This window comes from Chitinophaga flava (assembly GCF_003308995.1).
Lineage (GTDB): Bacteria > Bacteroidota > Bacteroidia > Chitinophagales > Chitinophagaceae > Chitinophaga > Chitinophaga flava.
In genome coordinates, this window is sequence record NZ_QFFJ01000001.1 from 1,273,002 (window position 1) to 1,296,198 (window position 23,197).

A 23,197-nucleotide genomic window follows, 5' to 3' on the forward strand; every position below is an offset into this window, starting at 1 on the left:
GATATTTATCTGAAAAGCATATAAGTTCCCATGGCGAGAGCCGTTACCGTAGCCAGGTCATACCATTGAAAGGAAGATGAACAGCCGTAATTGTAGTTGTTACGATGGTGTCCGTATCCGGGATAGCCGTAACCGTAAGAATAGGAAGGGTAGCCATAACCGTAGGAATAGGAAGGATAACCCCATCCCCAGGAAGAAGCGGCGTATAGGCGTTGGCGTTCGCGGCGGTCCTGTCTGCGCTGTTCCCTTTTCTCCTGTCTGGCTTCAAAATACTGGTAAGCTTTGTAGGTTTTTTGAACGGTCACGCCCTCCTGCATAGTCAGGGAGTCTTCTTTGAGCAGGTATTCATTCATGCTTTCGCGGTAACGCGGATTCTGATCGGGCAGCAGCTGCGCTGATGCCGGCAGGGCGCCCATCAGCAAACAGGTGATGATGCCTGCATAGAAACGGTGATAGATTTTAGAGTATCTCATAAAATGGCTGCTTAAATGATGCTACAATATAGTGACGCAGCTCGAAAAGATTCCCCCTAATTCCGGAACTGTTAAAAATGCGTTAAGGGGCTCTGCCCAAACATTTTAAAGGTTCTCCGCGTTATGCAATGCAAAACCAGGGCAATTATGGCAACCGTATCACTTCAGAGCGCTGCTGGCAGATGGGTAGTAATATCCTCCATTCTGGCTTCTGCCATGGCTTTTATAGACGGCACCGCGCTCAATGTAGCACTGCCTGCCCTACAGCGCAGCCTGCACGCCACCGGAGCCGACCTCTTCTGGGTATTAAACGCCTATATGCTGATGCTGGCCTCTCTGATATTACTGGGCGGTACACTGGGCGACAGACTGGGCCGCCGCAGAATTTTTATGACAGGCATCTTTATCTTCATCATCGGCTCCGCCGCCTGTGGCCTGGCTGGCACCGTTACCTGGCTGATTATCTTCAGAATGCTGCAAGGCATCGGCGGCGCCCTGATGATACCCGGCAGCCTGTCTCTCATCTCCTCTTCCATCGACGAAGCAGAAAGAGGAAAAGCCATCGGTACCTGGTCATCCGCCACCACACTGGTAACCATCGGCGGCCCCATCCTCGGCGGCGCCCTCGCCGACGCCGGCCTGTGGCGCTATATCTTCTTTATTAATATACCCATTGGCGTTATTACCCTGCTCCTGCTGGCATGGAAAGTAGCCGAACAACAGGAACAGGGCGGCCCAGGTAAACAGGACTTCGCCGGCGCCGTACTCATCGTACTGGGGCTGGCCCTGCTCACCTTCGGCTTTCTGCGGATGCCGCTATCCGGATTCAGCAGCCTGCCCGTATATGGCAGCATCGCCGGCGGCCTGCTACTACTCATAGCCTTCGTCATGGTAGAACGCCGCAGCCCCTGCCCCATGCTACCCCTCTATCTATTCAACAACAAAATCTTCAGCGGCACCAACCTCCTGACCTTCTTTCTATATGCAGGACTAAGCGCCGCCATGCTCTTCCTCTCGCTCAACATGGTACAGATACAAGGCTATACACAACTGGAATCAGGACTGTCATTTCTGCCCTTTACCATCCTCATGGTATTCCTCGCCCGCCTCGCCGGAAGCCTGGCAGATAAATACGGTCCACGATGGTTCCTCGTCATTGGCCCCTTTACCGCCGGCACCGGTATGCTACTACTCGCATCCGTAGGCCAGACCAGCGGCCCGGCCAGTTTCTGGACCACCTTCCTCCCCGGCATCGTAGTACTGGGTCTGGGCATGTCGCTGACAGTAGCCCCATTAACCGCCACCGTTATGGGCTCCGTAAGCAGCCACCTCTCAGGTACCGCCTCCGGCGTCAACAATGCCATCACCAGAATCGCCGGCGTATTCGCCATAGCCGTATTTGGCGCCCTGGCCGTCCTGTATTTCTCTGACAGCGTACAACACTCGCTCTCCCAGCTACCACTCAACGCCGCACAAAAACAAGCCATCATAGCCCAGACAGCCAACCTAGGCAATGCCACCGTCCCCGGAAATATTCCTCCGGACAACAAAGCCACCATCATCCACATCTATCATCAACACTTTATCCAAACCTACGCCAGAGTAATGGGCACCTCCGGACTACTGGGCTGGCTCGGAAGCGTAATGGCGCTGATATTCATCAAGTCTCCCAGGGCTAAAGCCCTGGGCTAAATTTGTGGGGGATGGAGCACGGAGCTTTACTAAGAGATGGAGCCCAGAGATAAAAAGAGCGGTGAAACATAGTGATAAGATAAAAGAATGAAACGTGGTGATAAAATATAGAGAATGAAGCACAACGATAAGATAACGAGAAATGAAAACGGTGAGAAAATATAGAGAATGAAGCGCAACGATAAGATAACGAGAAATGAAAACGGTGATAAAATTGGAAATAAAAAAATGACTAAACCACCGTCTTTACACCTCCAATTTAGCCCAGGACTTTAGTCCTGGGACATTATATAGCTAAAACCCAATTATTATGTCTAAAACAATCATTCAGGATGTATTATTTAAGAATACTACACCCAGGGAGCTCTATGACATTTACACGGACGGAAAAAAACATAGCATCGCTACTGGCGCTCCGGCCGAAATCAGTCCCACTGAGGGTAGCAGCTATTCCGCCCACAGCGGTTATATCACGGGAAAAAACCTTCAGCTGATCCCGGACCGGCTGATCGTACAGTCGTGGAGAGCACAGAGCTGGGATGCCGGTGATATAGACTCTACCTTTATCATCTACCTTGAGCCAATAGGCTCCGATGTCATGCTGCATGCTGTTCATGCTAATGTGCCGGACAATGCCTACGATGACATCGACGCCGGCTGGAAAAAAATGTACTGGGAACCTTTCAGGCTATACCTCGCCGGAACACCTATCACTAAAGCATCCATGTAGGTAAAATTATTACCGGGCCGGGCAACAGATTGTATTTTCGTCAGCTCTCTCAGGACTGAAGTCCTGGGCTAAATAGATGAAGCTACAACTCACCTAACATCAGATTATATACGGCACTTGTTAACGATTATCTGTTTTGCTGTTATGGTTGATGCCCAGTCCGGTAATACTTCTTCGTTTTTACTTCAGAAAATATCACCTCAGCCCAACCTAACACCATCATGGAATAGTATCTGTTGCCGGTATTACTGTCATAAAAGTACCGGCCATTTATTTTTTGTGTTTTGTGGAAACGATTTTATATTTACGTAACCAGTTACGGAATTGATTACTTAAAATTGATAACAATGAATTTTTTTGATACCGTAGGTAAAATGGCGATCGGCAGCAGACTCCGGCTGTTGACAGACAAGATCACCGAAGACGCCGCCCGGATATACGACACCTATGCCGTAGATATGCAGCCTAAATGGTTTCCCGTATTTTATGTGCTCTCCCGGGGCGAACAAAAAACCATCACCGAAATAGCCAGGGAAATAGGGCATTCGCATGTATCGGTTAGTAAAATTGTCCGGGAAATGGCCGGTAAAAGACTGGTAAAAGAGAAAAAAGACAAAGCCGACGGACGCAGGACCATAATCAGTTTATCCGCCAAAGGCATGGACATGAATACCCGGATCGCCGATCAGTACACAGATGTAAACAATGCCATCGAAGAGCTGTCGGCACAGGCGCAACATGACCTGTGGAAAGCCGTTGAGGAATGGGAGTTTCTGCTGGAACAGAAATCGCTGCTACGCCGTGTTCAGGCACAGCGGAAACAACGGGAAAGCCTCCAGGTGAAAATCGTTCCATACAAACCCGCATACCGCAAGGCTTTCAGAGATCTCAACGAAGAATGGATATCCACCTGGTTTAAAATGGAGCCTGCGGATTACAAAGCACTCGATGACCCGGAAGGTTATATCCTTCGTAAAGGCGGCCATATACTGGTAGCGCTTTACAACGACGAGCCCGTAGGTGTTTGTGCCCTGATCCGTATGCAGGACCCCGACTACGATTACGAACTGGCCAAGATGGCGGTTTCTCCCCGCGTACAAGGCAAAAACATCGGCTGGCTGCTGGGCGATGCCTGTGTTCAGAAAACCCGTTCACTAGGTGCGTCAAAGATATACCTCGAAAGCAATACCATCCTCAAACCAGCCATCAATCTGTATCATAAACTGGGATTTCAGAAAGTGACCGGCAGAAGTACACCTTATGAACGGTGCAATATCCAGATGGAGCTGGTGTTATAGAAAACGTTGTTGTATCAGTGCCATAAAATCGGGGCGGAACTTCTCACTCAACGGAATCCGTTTGTCAGCAATATGAATATGATTGTCCAGTATCTTCTCTATCTGGCTGGTATTAACGATATAGGAATTATGTACGCGGATAAAGGGAGCTCCCAGTTGTTCAGCGATCTCTTTCAAACGTTTGTACACCAGCACTTCTTCCCGGATGGTAACCACTCGTACGTATTCCTTCTCTCCTTCAAAGTATAGCAGTTCAGACAAACGGATGCGTAGCAGTGTTTTGCCCGACTTCACAAAAAAGTAGTCCGGTTCGGGCTGCTCTTCTATTTTGTCCAGTGTGATACCCTGGCGGAAACAGGCTTCTATCTTCTGCCGGGCTGCCAGAAAGCGGGTAAGGGTGATGGGTTTTAACAGATAATCCAGCGTTTGGTAGTTGTAACTGTCAGCTGCAAATTCAGAATGTGCTGTTGTAAATACGATCTTCATATTGCTGGGCAGCAGCCCTGCCAGTTCCATGCCGTTCAGCCGCGGCATATTGATATCCAGAAACACCACATCAGCTTTATGCTGTTTCAGGCATTCCAGTGCTTCCAGCGCGTTGTAACATTTACCTATGAGTTGCCAGTTGGTTGTTTGCTGGATATGCAGTTCCAGCAGTTTAACCGCGTTGGGCTCATCATCTACAATAAGGCAGTTCAAACTCATAAAGGGACGGTTAAGGAGGCTATAAAATGGTTATTTGATTTCTCTGTCTTCAGCTCAAAATTATCTCCATACAACAACACCAGGCGTTTTCGCAGATTTTCTATCCCTGATCCGCGCCCGCTGCTACTGACAGGCTGCCGGGGTATTTCATTGCAGGTACTGAAAACAAGACGATTGTGTTGCCGTACCAGCGATATCTCAATATCATTACGGGTGCTGGTTTTATCAATCCCATGCTTAAAAATATTCTCCACAAAAGTCATCAGCAGCATAGGAGGCAACTGGCAGTCATCACTGGCATCTTTGATAAAATTCAGACCAATTTCATGCCGGATTCGGATCTTTTCGAGGGCAATATAATTTTCCAGAAAATTTATTTCTGTAGATAATTTGACTTTATCCTTCGGGCTTTCATCTACAAAATAACGCATGATCTCCGACAACCTTTCTATCAGCAAAGCCGTGCGGGGCGCTTCGCGGAAAGCCTCATAATAGATGTTGTTGAGCGTATTAAACAGGAAATGCGGCTGCACCTGCGACTTCAACAGATTCAATTCTGTTTGTGCATGTTGTAGCAGTATCTCCTCCGTTTCCCGCTTCAAAATAAAATAAGCAATGGCCATCCTCAACACAAAACCCAGCAGAAAAATCGTGAGCATACCAAACACATTACGGAGCAGCTGCATGGTACTCAGCATGATAGTGGCATCAGGCTTAGGATTAAACAACAGGTTGTACAGCCACATCATCAGATAGGCCCTGGTGATGCTCAAGCTCAACAAAAAAAGAATGGCAGCAATGATATACAGCACCTTCCTGTTTTTCAGGAACAAGCGGGGATATAAAAAACTGATATTACCGTACACCACCATCGCATAGAAGGAAGTATTCAGCAAAGCATAGGTTACCGACTGGCCCAGGCTGTCCTCCGGCAGCAACGTAAAAAACAGCAATAGTAATACCATCAGCCATATCAACCATTGCACCCGTACCGCAGTAGACATCTCTTTAAAAATTTGCATGGCTGAAAATACAAAGGTTTTAAAACAGTTAAGTCAAAAGTACCATATCACGATGCTTCTTTCCGTGTATTTTCAACCATTATTACCGGCATTTCAACCATCACCGGTTCTTTTTCAATGATGATAATCATCCGGGAGATACCTGCCATTGATTTAAAATTCCGGGGAGATGATTGAAAACAGTTGATCTGTTGTTCCGGAAGATGAACATTTGCCATGAAACAAAACAGACCATTCAGCAATGACAATTACCTCATCCTTCCGTCCTGTATTCGTTGTATTTATTTTCCTGTTGTCGCTGCAAACAGCCTTTGCCCAAGCCGATACGATTGACCAGCGTCATCAGCCGTTGAATACCCGTCTGCTGCAACCCGGACTACGGCAGTATCTGGTGTATTACCAGTTTCCCAGTCAGCCTAAAATCATGGCTTTCTCGCTCTGGACCAGGGATATCAGCCAGTCCCGCCGTGGAGGCCTTCCGGTATTTGAGATCCGGCAAACCTGGTATAGCACTGACAGTAACCATTACCGCAGTGTCTATTCCGTTAACAGTGCCTCCGACTTTTCCCCGCTCTACCACACAGAAACTACCGGCCCTAAACTGAAGGCTTACAACTGGTCTGCCGGCGGTATCAAAGGTGCAGATACCGTAGCCAATAATACAGCTGCCGGTTACACCCTTGATTTCAACGGCCCTAATTACAACTGGAACCTGGACATCGAGACATTTGAAATGCTGCCACTGGCCGCCGGCAAAACATTTGCCATCCGCTTTTATGATGCCGGCCTGGAACCACCAGCCTATGTCAATTATACCGTTACCGGCAGTGAAATGCTGACCACACTCGACAATAAAAAAGTGGACTGCTGGAAACTGCATACCGAAGGCGATTCTCCTCGTGGCAAATACACGCAGACATTCTGGATCAGTAAAAACGGACATGAATTGCTGAAGGAAGAAGACAGTTTTAATGGTATGTTCCGCTACAAGGTGAAACTGCCAGGACTGGCACCCAACCCCGCGGAAGCTCTTCGTAACGCCCTCACCCGGCAACCCTGAAAAATTTTCACCGACTCAAATCCTGTTTTTACCGAGGTATGTATGCATTCAACTGAAAAGCGCTGTCCCTGGCCTATGATGGTTATTAGTTTTGTAGCATCAATCCAAAAACAGGTGTACTATGAACAAAGTAGTGGAAATAAAAGCTATCAGACAGGCCACCGAAGAGATCTTCCGGTCGTTTGAAGCTCAGGATTTCAGAAGCTCTGCCGTCCATCTCACGGAGGATTGCGACTATATTACTTTTGACGGAACACACCTGAAAGGAAAAGCAGCTTATATCGAATCGCATGAACAACTCATGAATAATTTTATGTTCAGGGGCGCCAAACTGGAAGGTGAGATAGACCAGATGCGTTTTCTGAACGACCGGACGGCGGTCATGATCGCACATGGAGCCATCCGTTTCCGCTGGCAGAAAAAAGCGCCACAAAGCCGTCAGTCTATCAACACTACCCTGTGGATCAAAAACACAGAAGACCGCTGGCAGATGGCAGCTTTCCATAACTGCAGAATTAAGAAACCAAGCCTGTTCATAAAATGGATCACTAAGATGGCCAGCATAATTAGGGGATGACCTGAAGTGGAGATCATAACGAAGAAGGAACAAAAGAATCAAAAAGAGAAAAAAAAGATAAAACAGAAGATATTACCTTCGTTGTGTTCTCCGCTTATCAGGCGCATCAGTAACATTGTAAACCATCACCTTTGCCGGCACATCAACTATTGCTCTTCGCATTGGCCGCCCTTGTCATGGTGTTGACACCGGGGCCGAATATGATTTATCTGGTTTCCAGATCAGTGACACAAGGAAGAAAAGCAGCCATGATTTCGTTGGGCGGGGTGGCGTGTGGATTATTGTTTCATATTACGCTGGTATCTTTTGGTTTGACTACCATCCTGATGGCTATACCTTACGCCTATACGATCCTCAAAACTATCGGGGTGATATATCTGCTGTACCTGGCCTGGCAGGCCATAAAACCCGGCGGCAGACCTGTTTTCGAAAATGCCGGCGCCCTCAAATATGATAAACCGGTGAAACTGTTTAGCATGGGTTTGTTTACCAGTATGCTGAATCCCAAGATTGCGGTGTTTTACATGTCTTTCTTTCCTCAGTTTATCAAACCGGAATATGGTTCTATTCTGGTACAGAGTTTTACCTTGGGTTTTATTCAGATACTGATGAGTTTTACGATCAACAGTATGATCATTTTTTCTGCTGCAAAAGTAACGCGCTGGTTCAGCGCCAACCCGAAGTGGGTGCGTGCCCAGAAATGGTTTATGGGCAGCGTTTTTGCCGGACTGGCGCTGAAGATGGCGTTAGACAAAGGCAAATAGCTTAATCGATAAAACTTTTCTGATCAGTAGGTTTACCTGTTTCCACATGCCGGGAAGGCTGGAAGTAATCGTAGAAATATAGTTTATCCTGTTCATACAGTTTCATCTGTGGTTTCAGCCTTTCGATGTATTGTTCAAAGTTCCTGGAGGCTGGTTGTGTCCAGGCGGCTTCCGCCAGGGCAGAGATGCGTGGAAACAGCAGGAAATCGAGTCTTTTAGGGTTGGAGATCGTTTCAGACCAGAGGCAGGCCTGTATGCCCAGTATCTGCTGTTCATGTCCGCTGGCAGCCGGCACATTGCCTGTTGAAAAATCATATACTGATTTCAGTGTATTAAACTCTCCCACTCTCCATCTGCGGCCTATTTTGTGTGTGCTGTCCTGTATGAAATCGAAGTAAAGCGGCAGCCGCGGACACATCACCACTGCATAGCCTTTCTCCAGCGCCAGGCGCAGGTTTTCGGGTTTATCATGTCTCCACCAGCAAACGATGCTTTTGTTGACCGGCAAAGTAGCAGTAGCCACTTCATCCCAGGCCATCACCTTGTTATGCAGATTAAAAACGGTATCGGCCATACGCTGGAAGAAATAATCTTCTACCTGTTTGCGGTTGTTGAATCCTTTTGTTTTCATGAGGTGGGCCACACCGCTGTCTGCATCCCAGGCTTTGTTGCCGAAAGACACTTCATCGCCGCCCAGGTGGATCATACCAGCAGGAAACAGGGTTGCCGTTTCTTTCAGGATATCAGCGAGGTATTGATAGGTACCTTCTTTCCCCGGATTAAAGGTGAAGGATGGATATTTTTCAGTGCCACCGCCATCAAAGGCAGGATAGGCCCTGTTGGCAGCACTGGCATGTCCTGGCATATCGATCTCCGGAATCACCTGGATAAACCGTTCCTGTGCATAGGCTACAATTTCCCGGATATCATCCTGTGTATAGAAGGTGGCTGGTGCTTTAGGATCAGTATGATTGCCGATACCGCCTACTGTTGTCAGCAGCGGATACTTTTTGATTTCCAGGCGCCAGCCGGGAGCGTCGGTCAGATGCCAGTGGAAGCGGTTCAGTTTGTAGAAGGCCATCCAGTCGAGGATAGACTTTACTTTTTCTTTTCCGAAGAAGAAGCGGGATTCGTCGAGCATGAAACCACGCCAGGCGTAATGGGGTGCATCGCTGATGTTCCAGCAGCCAACACGGCGAGGAGTTGCAGTGCCGGCAGTAGCTGCCAGCTGCAGGAAGGTGGTGATACCGTTGAAGACCCCTTCGTTGCCCGAAGCGGCGATCACCACAGCAGATGAAGTTATCTTCAGCGTATATGCGTCTACGTTATCATTCTTCTTAATGCGTTGCAGGATGATCACTGGTGATTTGGCAGTACCCTTGCCGGGACTAACGATATTGAATGTACGCTGTAACTCATTTCGCAGGTAGGTGGCCAAAGGCTGCAGGGAAGGGTCTTTTGCCTCGATCCTGATATTATCGTTGAGCACCAGCTCACCTTGTGCCCGGGTGTATTGTACAGGCAAAGGAATCACCGGGCATGCCTGTTGCGCTGACAGCTGCAGGCAACAGGCAAAAATCAGCATTGATAAAAAGATAGTTTTCATTGTTCGGTTGATGATTTGGAATAATCAACCCACAAGATACATGCTGGATCTTTGAAAGTCTATACTTTTTTGAATACCACAATCCCGTTGTGTCCACCGAATCCGAAAGTATTGCTGATGGCTACTTTCACTTCTTTTTCCACGGCTTTCTGCAATACTATTTGCAGGCCTGCCGGTATTTTCGGGTCCAGTGTGGTGGTATTGATAGTAGGCGGGATGATGCTGTCGGTAATGCTTTTCACACAGGCGATTGCTTCGATGGCGCCGGCGGCCCCCAGCAGATGGCCTGTCATTGACTTGGTAGCGCTGATATGCAGTCTGTCGGGCTGTGTCCCGAACAGGCGGGTGATGGCCGCGATTTCGCTCAGATCACCTACCGGTGTGGAGGTAGCGTGCGCATTGAGATAGTCTACCTCCTTATGGTTGAGGCCCGCATCTTCGAGGGCTCCTTTCATAGCCTGGTAGGCACCTAGTCCTTCCGGGTGGGTGGCGGTCATATGGTATGCATCGGCTGTCATGGCTGCTCCGGCTACTTCTGCATAAATATGGGCTCCTCTCGCTTTGGCATGTTCGTATTCTTCCAGAATAAGCGCAGCGGCCCCTTCTCCCATTACAAAACCATCCCGGTCTGTATCAAAAGGACGGGAAGCTACGGCTGGGTCGTTGTTTCTGGCAGACATGGCTTTCATCGCACAGAAACCGCCCACAGAGGCTGGCGTGATAGGTGCTTCCGAGCCACCGGTAACCATCACTTTAGCCTTACCCCAACGGATGTAGTTAAGTGCGTCCATGATAGCCGTGTTGGAAGTGGCGCAGGCAGACACGGTGGTGTAATTGATGCCCATCAGTCCGTATTTAATGGAGATCATGCCCGACGCCATATTGCCGATGAGGCGGGGAACAAAATAAGGACTGAAGCGGGGATTATAGTCACCAGTAACATATTCGGTCACCTGTTCTTCGAAGGTTTGCATGCCTCCTTGTCCGGAGCCCCAGATTACGCCAGTGTCAAAAGGATTCATGGTGCTGAAGTCCAGGCCGGCATCGCTGATGGCTTCTGCGGCGGCGGAGAGGGCGTATTGTGTGAAGGGATCTGTTTTACGGATCTCTGCTTTGTCAAGTGTTGCAGCAGGATCATAACCTTTCAGCTCACACGCAAATTTTGTCCGGAAGCGGGCCGCATCGAAACGGGTGATAGTGGCGGCACCGCTGGTGCCGGCCACCAGATTGTTCCAGAAGGCAGCTACGTTATTTCCAAGCGGGGTAATGGCTCCCATCCCCGTAATAACAACTCTTTTCATGATAGGTAGTTTTTAAGCACAAAGGTCTTCGAGCAGCTGGTGGCTGATCCGGTCGAATGTTTCCGGTCCCATGACCCTTGATAGCAATAAAGAAGATTGAAGATTGGAAATCACCAGCAGCGCTCTGTCACGTGCTGTGCCTTTAAAATGAAAGCGTTTGTTTTTCCGGCCTTGTTCCAGGAGGTGGCTTACCCATTCTACGATAGCATCTGCCATAGCCTGTATTTTTGTTTGCATGGCTGGTGTCAGTGTTTCGTAGTCCGGTGCCAGAGAGCCCATCAGGCATACATTGCCGGCATGGCAATGACGACGGAATACATCGAATAAATTCGCCAGTTGTTTGTCTTCCGGCAGTTTGCTCCAGCCGGTGGTGTTTCTGGAAAAACGTTCCATCTCATCATCTACTACGGCGATGCCCAGGTCTGCTTTAGACGGGAAATGGTAGTGGATGGCAGCATTCTTCATTTCCAGCGGATCGGAGATATCCTTGTAGCTGAAGGCGTTGAAACCTTTTACGCGGATGAGTTTGTCCGCGAGGGATACTATCTTGTCTTTTGTCTCTGACATGTGGATAGGTTAAAAATCAAGCGCAAGATACTTACTAACTAGTAAGTAAACAAAAGATTATTTTATCTCCTTGAAAAAGGGTCAGTTAGACATTATTTCAAAAAAAATTTGGTGAATTAAAATCAATGCTTACCTTTGCACTCCCCTGATCACAATATCAGTTGCCCAGATGGCGAAATTGGTAGACGCACTGTGTTCAGGTCGCAGCGCCTGCAAGGGTGTGCTGGTTCGAATCCAGTTCTGGGCACTAGAAAGGTTGTAAGTTATTAACTTACAACCTTTTTTTATTTATGTCAATGTACGCTTTTATCCACTTTTGCCCACTATTAACGACGCATAATTGACACACGAAAAATTATTTCCTCTTTCCTAAACTGTCAGCCAGTCTTACGTTTGAGCAGCACGACACAACGACTGTTGTAATTCTTTCTTTCACTTTGGCCCACTTTCTCACCATTTTGCAAATGACTTCAAATGCGATGGACAAACTAATTCATGACTTAGTTAGGTCAGGGATGATTGCAGCGTTTCTGGGAAGTCGAGTAAGGACCAAAAAATTTCTTTCCTTTGGGATAAGCATGGATACTGTAACCCTGCAGGTATTCCGTCTCTTCAAATGATCTTATAAGTTTTTGTAGGACGATTTACAAGCTGCTGCGATTGTTGGCTCGTACAATAGTAAACAGTTAAACGAATCACATTAATTAATTTATTCTTTTCTATTCTGTATTACAATCTTGCTGTATCGCATTAAAATTCTCAATTATCGCCTCCCAATCGGTTTTAGCGGTGTTCCATTTATAAGAACGCCAAAAAGGCAAAAACAACTTTCCCCAACTATTATTTTCATTTCTTTCTTTTTCTTCCAATTCCTGCAGTTTTCCTAATTCCTGACCGGATTCATCATACATATGCCACCATCCTGTCCCATCCCCATTGGAAGCATAGTCTATCAATGTAGCGCCATTGGCATAAAAGTAGGTTACGCTAACCGGCGCTTTATGGATGTCTGCTCTCTGGATGCTTTCAAATACTAATACGCCGTTATAATACCTTCTTACATGTAATTCGTTCACTTCTTCCCAACGTACAGCATACAACTCCCTGCCTTCCTTGTTGAAATAAGTTTTCGTACAGTCTTGTGAAAGATTACTATACAGCGTGGTACCAGAAACTACGGGTGGATCAATATTCTTATGATAAAAACTTTGGGTTGATTTCCCATTGGGCAGATACAGTTTAGAACACCAGCGGGCGTTGTTTTCATATATATGCTCTTCCTGCAGATCGTAGGTTTCCCGGCTATAAATCCGCTCTACCGTGAGATGACCATGCAGGTTCCATTCAACATAATTACCTATATACTTTCCTGTTTGGGCATCCACTTCTCCCATTACCCAACCAGGTTTCCCATTGTTTGAAGAAGTCTGGCTTACATAGTGCGCCCGTGCCGGAACAGCTGCCGGCCGCCGGGGCGCACGGTCGCCAGTCATACTAACCGGTCTGTTTTGCTTATCAAAATAACGTTGTGCATTATAGATACCCCCCTCTATATAATCAAACTCTGTCACCCATACAATGGAATTGTTGTCGCCACTACCTGCGGGGAAATATTCACTGGTTGGATATTCACTCTTTATCCAGCGAAAGGTACCCAACCATATCTGCCCGCCATACCAATTACCTTCCTGCGCCAATGTACCATCGGGGTGAAAACGTTTTACCATAAATGGAGGATTACCATCACCATAATCAATAGTAGCACACAGGTGTCCTTTTACATGCCAGCAATTCCATATACCGATTGTTTTCTCTGCAGCATTTTTTTCGCCCGATTCCCATTGGTTATTTTTTTCATTCCAGATAGCTACTACGGGAATATTTTTATCCTTTTGCATTTAAGTACAATGAATTATTCGTTTTCTATAATTTACCAGCAAGCCTTTAAAAACACAGCACTAAGCTTCACGAGTATGTTACTTTATTCGGCCTTACAAAATATCAAAACTTATTGCTTTAATGTGTTGTATGCCACAATTATTATTATCACCAATCCCACATCTGATTTCCAGCAATTAGAAAAGATAGTATTTGCCGATTTTGTCGTTCTCTTCGACCCAACTAATAGGTTAAATTTAATATCTTCACAGAAACCACTTTTTTATGTCAAACACTCTATCAGAGAGTAAATACAAACACGAGCAGGTACAATATATCGAGTTTCTTTCCGAAGACCTCGATCGTGCCAGGAAATTTTATTCCAGCAGTTTTGGCTGGGAATTCACGAACTACGGTCCCGACTATATGGCATTTGGAGGAGATCACGTGGATGGTGGATTCATGCCGGGGAAACCAGTGAATGGCACTATGCTTGTCGTGCTTTATTCCAAAGACCTTGATGCAACCAAAGACAAGGTCATTGCAGCAGGAGGCACCATTGTGAAAGATGTCTTCAAATTCCCTGGTGGCAGACGTTTTCACTTTGCAGACCCCGACGGTTATGAACTGGCGGTTTGGACTGTAGAATAATAGAAAAGGCTGCAAGTCTTTGGCTTGCATTGTAAACGGGCAGGGATATTGTTCCGGCCCTGTCGGAACAATATCCCTGCCCGTAAAATTATGGATGGCGACTCCTCCACCTTAAATTAATTACATTTCCACCCGACTATTTCACATAAGTACTACCCTTATCCTGCCCAAATGTTCCAGGGCGGTTATCTATTGAGGGCTTATCAGGTACGGGTGGTGCAGGGGCTGTCCAGTTTTTCCATGATACACGGGAGCCATCAGGTGTAGTTACTTCAAATCCGGCAAATTGCCAGTCGCCGTAATAGTGATTATTACGGAAGATATTATCCTGCTGAAAGGTGATCCGCCAGGGAATCTGGTAACCACTGAATTCAGGAAATGTGCCGTACTCAGAAAATATTCCATTGATACCGCAGTAATTTCCTCCTGTACATCCCAGCAGCGCTTTATCTATTCTGAATTCATTATTCTCTACCACCACATTTTCTGTTGACCAGCGACAAACAAACTTATCTACAACGCTACCAGGAATAACATCCGGCAAACCGGATTTGCAGGGAGAATCATCATACAGGTTTCTAATCTTTATTGTGCCCGCCTTATGAGTGTTAGCGCTGGAGCCACTATACCTGTTTGCATTTTCCCACAACACTACACCACCCCAGTTGTTCTCAAAATTATTGTTGCTGATTAGCATGGGGGAAGTTTTCAGATTAAATCCACGCGGACTGCCGGCTTCGGAAATATATATTGCAGGAACAGGGAAATAATCGCCTTTTCTCGCACTCTCTTTACCAGCAACGATTGCATTCTTCTTAAAATTATTGAAACGTACCCTGGCATCATAACCGGCTTCTATCATTAATCCATTTCCATCATTATCATTGATATAATTATTTTCAATCACGAAACCCCGATTATTATTATCCAGCCATAAGCCTACCCCTTTATTATTATGCACCCAATTATTAGTCACTGTGGTATTCTTGTTGATCCAGAACTTTACGCCACCAGTACAACCACATCCATCGATTTTGCTCTCCCAATCATCGGTATTGTTACCCGCAATTTCATTATGGTCCAATACAAAATTTACCACCTCGTTGGTTTCAGTTCCGCAACAGGAGTTAATACCATATTGACCATTATCTTTTATACAATTATAACGGTAAATATTATTGGGCCCTACCATCAGGCCTGCGCCTTTGTTATTAGCGATGGTATTATACTCAATGGTCCATTTATCGCCGGCATCATGGTTTACAACACCTTCGTCGCGCGGCGCCATGAAGTTGCGGATAGTAAGATAACGGATCGTTACATTGACAGCCCGTTGTGTAAACGCATATTGATTGACATGCTGACCATCCAGGATGGCGCCAGGAGCGCCAATAAACGTGGTATTGTCAGCCGGTATAATCTGGCTTAATGCATCACCGCCTATTGTATGCACACCAGACTCCAGATAAAAAGTAGCTCCTTCGCGTTTAAAGTCAAAACCGCTGTTATTACCTGCCGGCACAGAAATAGCACCCGCCGGCGCAACAGCAGGCCCTGTCAGTAATTGTGTATTACCACAGATTTCAGCAGGCGGCGACAATGGCCAGGCACCGGCCTCCGCATCACCCGGACCTCCGGAATCCTTTTGGGAGCCAGGAGCATCAGACTTATGACATCCCGTGATATAGAGGATGCACAACAGAAGTAAAGATCCACAGATCTTTTTTAATGGTAAATAAGGTTTTCTCATAGGAGTTGAATTTGATAAACAAAAGGTTTCCATCCCACTTATTGCATCAGCAATAAGTGGCTTACTATATAAAATAATTAGTCAGCTTTGTACAAGGCACTGCGACAACAGTCGACACTGTTCGTCTCAACTACAAGGCATTTAAAACGCTTATTGCATTTGCAAAGACATTAAATTGTTTGCTGGTGATTCAAATAAGGCATTCATAAATGATATGGATTTGGCCAGGTTAAATACTTTAGTGTTCAACAAGTGATTGACAATGCACCATGGGCCTGAATTTTCCTTTCTTCTCACGTGAAATATTTCCCTGATGGATAGGTATCTTTCCTTTCAGTACAGCAGGGCTTATTGGTAGTTTTCTGTAGTCACGGTTCTTCAGACTGGTTCCGTTATTATTACCGGGGAGTAAGGTACAAATAAAATGAAAGACTTAAGCAGGAAGATCTTTTTTTAAGGAGATATTAATTACATATTCAGGGCTCTGCTATCATAGCGAAATCGGTTGAAGATTTTATGATAAAGAAATCAATACAACTAAAATCCAAAGCCTGATTCCTGTACTTCTCTATATTGAGAAGCAACCTGAATCTGTACTTATCAAGTGCATTATAAATCAACATTTAAAATACAACCCATAGACCAAATAAATATCTTTATGCTGACCATTTTACAATACCATTTTTAGTTAATCGTTTAATCCAATATTTAAAACCCAATGAAAAGTCAAATTGATCAGGTAATAGAAAAAGCGATCGAAAAAAAAACAATAGTAGGTACGGAAGTGATAGTGGCAAAAGAAGGCAGATTGGTCTACCACCGGGCCGAGGGGTTGGCAGACAGGGAGAAAAATCTACCCATGAAAGAAAACAGCATCTTCCGCTTGGCTTCTATTACAAAGCCGATAGTATCCACGGTTGTCATGAAGTTTGTAGAAGACGGTAAAATCACACTGCAGGATGTTGTTTCCACTTACCTCCCTGATTTTAAACCCAAAACAAAAACCGGTAGTACCCCCGAAATCACCATCCACCAACTGCTGACTCATACCGCTGGTCTTAGTTATAGTAGTCTGGAACCAATAGGCGGTATTTATGACCAACTAAAAATCTCAGATGGTATTGATCAGCCAGGCTTGTCAATAGAAGAAAACCTCAGCCGTCTTGTAAAAGCACCTTTAGGATTTGAACCAGGAACCAACTGGGCATATTCATTAGCCATTGATATCCTTGGAAACATTCTGGAAATCGTGTCCGGAAAATCTTTACCGGAGCTGGTATCAGCATTTATTACCACGCCATTACAGATGCATGATACTTCATTCAGGGTGATGGACATAGAGCGGCTGGTTACTCCTTATGCGGATGGCACACCTGAACCGGTAAAAATGTTCGATGGTATTGAAGTACCATTCCAGGGGGGAGTCACCCGGTTTGCCCCAAGCCGGGTTTTCAATGAAAAATCCTACCCCTCTGGTGGCTCGGGCCTTACCGGAACAGCATCCGACTTATTGAAATTCTTTGAAGCGATTCGTAAAGGCGGAGCCCCTCTCCTCCATGAGGATACTGTGAAAACAATGATGACAGACAAGACAGGTACCAGGGACGATATCCAGGGGCCTGGATGGGGATTTGGTTATGGATGGGCAATTCTTCAGGATAGAACAGCATCTCAGACGCCACAGGCAAACGGAACAATCCAGTGGGGAGGTGCTTATGGTAATCACTGGTTCATTGATCCGGTTAATGAGCTGACCGTAATTTCTTTAACCAATACGAGCTTTGAAGGGATGGCTGGTGCATTCCCTGCCAATATTACCAGAGCCGCGTATGAGTAGATGATAGTAATACTCTTGTTAAAATATTAAGAAAACAACAGGGAACCTTAAAAGAGGCCATCCCAATAATGGGACAGCCCCGGACATGGTTCTCTGTTGTTTATCTGTGCTGCCATAACTGGAGCCCCACCCCTAAGGCCCCTGTGGCTTTGGTCAATCCGCTGAGATACAGCGTTACTACTTTTCCTTCCACCAGTTTTACAGACGGGATATCGAGAACGGTTGTACTAGTTGTGCCGGTTTTCGTTTTCACTTTCATCCTGTAATCGCCGGAAGCGATTGACTTAAAAGGAGACAGTGCTGCCACATCCGGTTTATCACTGATATAGGCCACATTATTGATCAGGCGGATACTATCGCTGCCTTTGAAAATATCAATATCAACAGCTGAGGTATTGGGCGACAGATGCAGGAAGCGTATGCTGGTCTTTCCTTTGCCAGGATTAGCGAGATTATCATTCAGCAATACGGCCCTGATTTTATTATTCAGCAATGTATCGTATAGAAACAAGGAATAGGTTCCTTTATCGTTGAGACGGTATTTTGTGTCCACTATCACTTTGTTACCATCCTGCATAAATTTCAGGATGCTTTCATTCTGAAAGGGCAGGTTCATGTAGGCTTTAGATTGATTCAGGAACTGTAATTTTTCCTGTTGTTTTTTCCCATCTATTTCCACAATCAGGTCGCCCACTTTAGGGGCTGTGTGTACCAGCTGTATACCAGCGTTTTTCGCAACAGGCGGAGTTACGGGGTCGTTATTCTTTTTGCAGGACATAAAAGCCACCGTTACCAACAGTGCACAGGAGATACCTGTCAGAGATGCCCCTGATTGAGTTTTTACTTGTTTCATATACTTTTTGATTTATTAGAATTTTTCCGGATCAGCGCATTGTGTAATGCTGGTTTTCTGCTGCAGATAATATGTCATACAATACGATCATGATTCTCTACTGTTAAAACAGCAGATCAGTATAACTTCCTACGCGGGGATTTATTTTTTTTAAAAAAGATAGGGTAACGTTCAAAAATTCAATGTATAGGAAAGATAGTAGGTTAGATTAAATAGCCTGCTGCCGGATAAAGTAACATTACCATTGTCGTGTGTATTGAAGCTATCTGTTGAATACAATCCTTTAGTGCGATAGGCATTATATACACCGGTTGAAACCTTGTGATTCAGCTTCCCGGTGACAAACCGATAGTTCACATTACAATTAAGGCGCTGATAATTGGGACCACGTTTATCATAGTAGGAAGTACCTTCATACCTGAACGGTTCACTTTCTTCACCGGGCAGCGTACCTATCGGCCGCAGCATCCAGTCGCCTGAACTGAAGTACCACACCGCACCGATATCCCAGTGTTTATCGGGCCGGAAATTGGCCGCTATATTCAGATGATGGCGCCTATCGAAACGGAAGGGAAATTTCTCATCATCATTCACATCTTCAAACTGCCGCCAGCTCCAAGCCAGGGTATACGACAACTGGAGCTGCCACTTCCGCCACCGTTTTCCGGCCAGCAATTCTGCTCCATAGCTCCATCCTTTTCCGGTAACAATATCCCGTTCCCAGGTGTCTTCATCGTAAAAGATATTTCCTTTCTCTGCAAAATTGGTGACGTTGTTAATTTTCCGGTAATAGATATCGGCAGATAACAGCTTGCCTTTATTATCATTGAAACTATAACCGAGGTTGAACATATCACTTTCGGCTGGCCTTAGTATGGCGGTACTGGGTACCCATAACTCGCTGTTGATGCCGAGGAAGGGGCTTGATACCTGGTGCATGTATTGGGCCATCCTTGCGAAGGAAAAAGTCAGCTGCTGATTTTTCCCTATCCGGTAGCTGGCAAATAATCGTGGCTGCAATGAGTTGTAGTGGTAATCTCTGAACCGGTAAGCACTGAAAAGCGCTCCCGGTCTTAACAACAGGCGGGAGCCCAGCCTGAATTCATTTTCGTAGTAGCAGGAAGCTTCTGTAAATGGCAGCGGTTTCATGGGCTTGGACCGCTCTTCCATTTCTCCCAGCTCCGTTGAAATATTTGTTCCGAAAGGATGAATGACGGTGTGTAGTACCTTGCCGCCAAAACGGAACTGCAGATTGGGAGATGCATTCATCTCAAACTGTGTTCTGGCCTCATAGCGCTCTACTGATGCGTAATTGTTATACGCTTTTGTTTCCAGCACCTCCCCAGTTGAATCATCGGTGAGGATGAGTTTCATACCGGCCAGATTATGATAGTTACTTACATTCAGGGTGGTGTTCACAAAAGAACGGGCGCCGAGCACGTGGTTCCAGTTGAGCGTAGCGAGCCTGTTGCCCCATACCTGCAGATTCTGATAATCGTTCTGTTTCAGCTCCAGCCGGTCTTTACCCATATACCCGCTGAGCATTATTTTATTATTGCTATCCAGCAGATGCGTGATTTTGAAATGAATATCGTAGAACCGTAACCGGTAGTTACTGTCGAGTACATTCAACAACGGGTCTGACCAGCTTTTTCTGACGGAAGCCACGATGGCGGTACGTCCCTTTATCAGCGGCCCGTCTACCGCCAGCGCACCTGCCAATAGCCCTGCATTTACCTGTCCGCTCCAGGTATCCATACTGCCGTCTTTGGTATTAACTTCCGTTACGGAAGACAACGCACCATCAAATCTGCTGGGGAAATCATTCTTAAACTGCCGGATCGATTTCATCACTCCTTCACTGACGATGGACAACTCCCCCAGTAAGTGAGTAGGGTTGAATACCTGGTTCCCGTCGAGCAGAAAAGCATTCTGATCCGGATCTCCGCCACGTACCATCAATTTACCGGTGGTTTCCTGCGACTCAACATTTCCAGGCAACAAGTATAATGACCTTACCGGATCACTCTCTCCCAGAAAATTATTATAGGCAGAAGAAAGATACTTTTCCGGGCTGGAGCCTCCGTCTTTCTGCAACATACAACCTGGTGTCACCTTCACTTCCGGCAACACTGCTGCACGCATGGTAAGATTACGTCTGATGGTACTGTTAACAGATACTGATGATACTACCGGAGGATAACCGGCATATATTACTTTGATGTGATGAAGACCACCTTTCAGCCGCAGGCTGTAATACCCGAACCTGTTGGACTGGCATACACGCCCGGACTCCTGGTCCTTTATCATGGCATAAGGTATCGGCTCCAGACTATTCTCTTCCGTAACATAACCAAACAACGTATACTCATTTTCCACACTATCAGCTGTCAGTATGGTCGTCGAAGGAATCAGGATCACCTTTCCGTTCCTTTCTGCTATCTTCACCTGTTTGCCTGCCAATAGTTCATTCAAAACTGCACCCAAAGATGTTTCCTCCTCCCGGAGCCTCATTTCTCCTCCCTGGTCAAGATATCCGCCGGAATATTCGATAACAGTTCCACTATAGTTGCTGATTTTTTCAAGTAAAGAAGTAATTGTGCCGCGGGTTTTATGGCATGCAAATCTTCTGCCGAGCAACCCCGTCTGTGCATTGACGTTGATGTTGCCGGCAAGGATAATCAGTATCAGTAGTAGTTTCAGTCCTGTTTTAGGGTATCGTAGCGGGGCGGATACCACCATTTATCATTTACTTTAATTACTATTACAATCTATTTACAAAAGGATCAATATATTGTTACACTATCTTCCTGATGACGGTATTGCAGCCCGGTGATGACGGCAATTTCTTCCAGCACTTCTTTCAACGGTTGTTTACCGAAACTAGCCGTTAATGTTACTGATCCTGTTTTTAATGTATCATTCAGTTTGATAGTTTTACCGTAATAGGAGGAAAGCTCTTTCACCACTACTTTCAGGGGAGTATTGGTAAACCGGAGTATACCGGTTTGCCATGCCAGATAATTAGAGTCGCTTACATTCTTCTTTTCCAGCGTATGGCCGGTAATAGATATTTCCTCTTTTGCTGAAACAATACATTTGTTTTCCGGCTTGATTTTGTCTGTGAACATGATCTTTCCGGTTACTACCACTACACGGTCAGTATTGACGGAGTTGTTCACGACAAAGGAAGTGCCCAATACCTTTATCACAGCCCTTTCCGTCTGTATCCGGAACGGGATTTTTTCATATGGAGCGACATCGAAGAAGGCGTCCCCGGAGAGCGTAAGCAGTCTGTCGCTATGACCAAAAGCAGCTGAATAAGTGATGGTAGCCCCCTTGCGGAGCAGCACCAGCGAACTGTCAGGCAGTCGGAAATACTTATTGGTGGCGTCGGCGGTAACTTTGGTCAATGTTACCTGCTGCCGGCCGGTTTGATGGAAGAACAACCAGGACCCAGCTGCTACAAGGATAATGGCTGCTGCTGCAGCGGCCCCTCTCCAATAGCGCCGAATTCTGACAACGCGGCCTCCGGCATTTTCATCAACCCTGGCTTCTTTCAGCTGCTGGTCCACACACTGCCAGGCTTTGGCTATATCAAAATGTGGCTGGCTTAATAGGTTGCCGCTTTCCTCCCATACCTTGTCATATTCGGCCAGCTCTTCATCTCCGACAGATTGTTGGCACTGCCAATCTTCCAATGCTTTCCTCTCTTCCGGTGAGATGTTTCCCCGGAGCCTGTTTACAATAATTGCTTTTATGTTATCAGGTATTACCATCATATTTTCTCCTCTCCTACTTAACAAAACAAAATCCGCTTCTATCTTCCTATGTCATTCATAAAAAAAATAATAGTCCCATACTCGTATTTCTAACAAAAGTCCTGAGCATTTTCAGCGCTTTCCATAGCTGATTGTTTACCGTTTTAACGGAAATACCCAGACTATCCGCTACCTGCTGATTACTCAACTCCCCCATACGACTCAGGAGAAATACCTCTTTGCATTTAGGAGGAAGTTGTTCTATCCCCAGCCCCAATAAGGCCTGGTAATTCAGTGTTTCATCAACCGGAGGTGTAATATCGGCGGTATCATCATCTTCCAGATCTATTTCGGAAAGGCTGTATACTGTCATTCTTTGTTCCCTGCTAAGATGTGTAAGACAGTTATTACGTACAGCCGTGAAAAGATAAAATCTCAGGCTATCGGACTGTACCAGGTCCTTTCGTGTCTCCCATATCCTGACAAACACTTCCTGTACAATATCTTCACATATGCTCCGTTCCTTCACGAAACTGTTAGCATACATGCAAAGCGGGTTATAAAATTTTTCGAATCCAAGCCGAAACTGTTTATAGAGACCATCTTCACGCACAAGCAATAAATTTTTCAGAATATAATACAGTACCTCTGACGTGACTTATCGGGCTAACC

Annotated in this window: 20 protein-coding genes and 1 tRNA gene; 9 read left to right on the forward strand and 12 right to left on the reverse strand. The window is 45.9% G+C overall.

Annotated elements, in window-relative coordinates; all coding sequences use genetic code 11:
* Positions 1 to 5 precede the first annotated feature (5 nt).
* Positions 6 to 473, reverse strand: a complete 468-nt coding sequence (locus tag DF182_RS32510; RefSeq protein WP_113614557.1) for a hypothetical protein — start codon at positions 471 to 473, stop codon at positions 6 to 8.
* Between the two features lie 147 nt (positions 474 to 620).
* Between DF182_RS32510 and DF182_RS04960 the strand changes: the two genes are divergently transcribed.
* The 3 genes from DF182_RS04960 (at position 621) to DF182_RS04970 (ending at position 4,193) form a co-directional block, all read left to right on the forward strand.
* On the forward strand, positions 621 to 2,165 hold the full coding sequence (locus tag DF182_RS04960) for an MFS transporter (RefSeq protein ID WP_113614558.1): 1,545 nt from the start codon (positions 621 to 623) through the stop codon (positions 2,163 to 2,165).
* A gap of 310 nt (positions 2,166 to 2,475) precedes the next feature.
* Positions 2,476 to 2,895 (forward strand): SRPBCC domain-containing protein, encoded by a 420-nt coding sequence (locus tag DF182_RS04965; RefSeq protein WP_113614559.1) that lies wholly within the window; start codon positions 2,476 to 2,478, stop codon positions 2,893 to 2,895.
* 347 nt (positions 2,896 to 3,242) lie between these two features.
* Positions 3,243 to 4,193, forward strand: coding sequence for a bifunctional helix-turn-helix transcriptional regulator/GNAT family N-acetyltransferase (locus tag DF182_RS04970; protein WP_113614560.1), 951 nt, complete (start codon positions 3,243 to 3,245; stop codon positions 4,191 to 4,193).
* Here DF182_RS04970 and DF182_RS04975 read toward each other — a convergent pair.
* Together DF182_RS04975 and DF182_RS04980 are read right to left on the reverse strand one after the other, a co-directional pair.
* Complete coding sequence (locus tag DF182_RS04975; protein ID WP_113614561.1) at positions 4,188 to 4,898, reverse strand: LytR/AlgR family response regulator transcription factor; 711 nt, start codon at positions 4,896 to 4,898, stop codon at positions 4,188 to 4,190. The genes DF182_RS04970 and DF182_RS04975 overlap by 6 nt on opposite strands.
* Positions 4,895 to 5,902 (reverse strand): sensor histidine kinase, encoded by a 1,008-nt coding sequence (locus DF182_RS04980; protein WP_211327054.1) that lies wholly within the window; start codon positions 5,900 to 5,902, stop codon positions 4,895 to 4,897. The genes DF182_RS04975 and DF182_RS04980 overlap by 4 nt, the downstream gene beginning before the upstream one ends.
* A gap of 259 nt (positions 5,903 to 6,161) precedes the next feature.
* Here DF182_RS04980 and DF182_RS04990 point away from each other — a divergent pair, with 259 nt between their 5' ends.
* From DF182_RS04990 to DF182_RS05000, 3 genes are all read left to right on the forward strand, one after another.
* The gene (locus DF182_RS04990) at positions 6,162 to 6,980 is read left to right on the forward strand and encodes a DUF3108 domain-containing protein (RefSeq protein WP_113614564.1); all 819 of its coding nucleotides are present in this window, start codon (positions 6,162 to 6,164) and stop codon (positions 6,978 to 6,980) included.
* Between the two features lie 121 nt (positions 6,981 to 7,101).
* The gene (locus DF182_RS04995) at positions 7,102 to 7,557 is read left to right on the forward strand and encodes an SgcJ/EcaC family oxidoreductase (RefSeq protein ID WP_113614565.1); all 456 of its coding nucleotides are present in this window, start codon (positions 7,102 to 7,104) and stop codon (positions 7,555 to 7,557) included.
* Positions 7,558 to 7,688: 131 nt separating this feature from the next.
* Positions 7,689 to 8,321, forward strand: a complete 633-nt coding sequence (locus DF182_RS05000) for a LysE family translocator (protein WP_245957375.1) — start codon at positions 7,689 to 7,691, stop codon at positions 8,319 to 8,321.
* Position 8,322: 1 nt separating this feature from the next.
* On the opposite strand, the gene DF182_RS05005 is transcribed toward DF182_RS05000, so the two are convergent.
* The 3 genes from DF182_RS05005 to DF182_RS05015 are packed head-to-tail and all read right to left on the reverse strand — an operon-like array spanning position 8,323 to position 11,795.
* Positions 8,323 to 9,927: a beta-N-acetylhexosaminidase gene (locus DF182_RS05005; RefSeq protein WP_113614567.1), complete on the reverse strand. Its 1,605-nt coding sequence runs from the start codon at positions 9,925 to 9,927 to the stop codon at positions 8,323 to 8,325.
* 59 nt (positions 9,928 to 9,986) lie between these two features.
* Entirely contained in the window at positions 9,987 to 11,228 is a 1,242-nt protein-coding gene (gene fabF, locus DF182_RS05010; RefSeq protein ID WP_113614568.1) for a beta-ketoacyl-ACP synthase II, read from the reverse strand.
* A gap of 12 nt (positions 11,229 to 11,240) precedes the next feature.
* Positions 11,241 to 11,795 (reverse strand): TetR/AcrR family transcriptional regulator, encoded by a 555-nt coding sequence (locus DF182_RS05015; RefSeq protein ID WP_113614569.1) that lies wholly within the window; start codon positions 11,793 to 11,795, stop codon positions 11,241 to 11,243.
* Positions 11,796 to 11,958: 163 nt separating this feature from the next.
* On the opposite strand from DF182_RS05015, the gene DF182_RS05020 reads away from it, so the two are divergent.
* A tRNA-Leu gene (locus DF182_RS05020) sits at positions 11,959 to 12,042 on the forward strand.
* A gap of 472 nt (positions 12,043 to 12,514) precedes the next feature.
* On the opposite strand, the gene DF182_RS05025 is transcribed toward DF182_RS05020, so the two are convergent.
* Complete coding sequence (locus DF182_RS05025; RefSeq protein ID WP_113614570.1) at positions 12,515 to 13,693, reverse strand: hypothetical protein; 1,179 nt, start codon at positions 13,691 to 13,693, stop codon at positions 12,515 to 12,517.
* Between the two features lie 265 nt (positions 13,694 to 13,958).
* Between DF182_RS05025 and DF182_RS05030 the strand changes: the two genes are divergently transcribed.
* Positions 13,959 to 14,324: a VOC family protein gene (locus DF182_RS05030; RefSeq protein ID WP_113614571.1), complete on the forward strand. Its 366-nt coding sequence runs from the start codon at positions 13,959 to 13,961 to the stop codon at positions 14,322 to 14,324.
* Between the two features lie 136 nt (positions 14,325 to 14,460).
* On the opposite strand, the gene DF182_RS05035 is transcribed toward DF182_RS05030, so the two are convergent.
* Complete coding sequence (locus DF182_RS05035) at positions 14,461 to 16,074, reverse strand: right-handed parallel beta-helix repeat-containing protein (RefSeq protein ID WP_161964058.1); 1,614 nt, start codon at positions 16,072 to 16,074, stop codon at positions 14,461 to 14,463.
* Positions 16,075 to 16,792: 718 nt separating this feature from the next.
* Here DF182_RS05035 and DF182_RS05040 point away from each other — a divergent pair.
* Positions 16,793 to 17,911: a serine hydrolase domain-containing protein gene (locus tag DF182_RS05040; RefSeq protein ID WP_113614573.1), complete on the forward strand. Its 1,119-nt coding sequence runs from the start codon at positions 16,793 to 16,795 to the stop codon at positions 17,909 to 17,911.
* Positions 17,912 to 18,011: 100 nt separating this feature from the next.
* Here DF182_RS05040 and DF182_RS05045 read toward each other — a convergent pair whose 3' ends face one another.
* The 4 genes from DF182_RS05045 to DF182_RS05060 form a co-directional block, all read right to left on the reverse strand.
* Positions 18,012 to 18,764, reverse strand: coding sequence for a DUF4397 domain-containing protein (locus DF182_RS05045; RefSeq protein WP_113614574.1), 753 nt, complete (start codon positions 18,762 to 18,764; stop codon positions 18,012 to 18,014).
* A 171-nt stretch (positions 18,765 to 18,935) separates the two neighbouring features.
* Complete coding sequence (locus tag DF182_RS05050) at positions 18,936 to 21,506, reverse strand: TonB-dependent receptor (protein ID WP_113614575.1); 2,571 nt, start codon at positions 21,504 to 21,506, stop codon at positions 18,936 to 18,938.
* A gap of 44 nt (positions 21,507 to 21,550) precedes the next feature.
* On the reverse strand, positions 21,551 to 22,546 hold the full coding sequence (locus DF182_RS05055; RefSeq protein ID WP_113614576.1) for a FecR family protein: 996 nt from the start codon (positions 22,544 to 22,546) through the stop codon (positions 21,551 to 21,553).
* 55 nt (positions 22,547 to 22,601) lie between these two features.
* A complete protein-coding gene (locus DF182_RS05060) occupies positions 22,602 to 23,138 on the reverse strand; it encodes an RNA polymerase sigma-70 factor (RefSeq protein ID WP_161964059.1) in 537 nt (178 codons plus the stop codon).
* Positions 23,139 to 23,197: the final 59 nt, after the last annotated feature.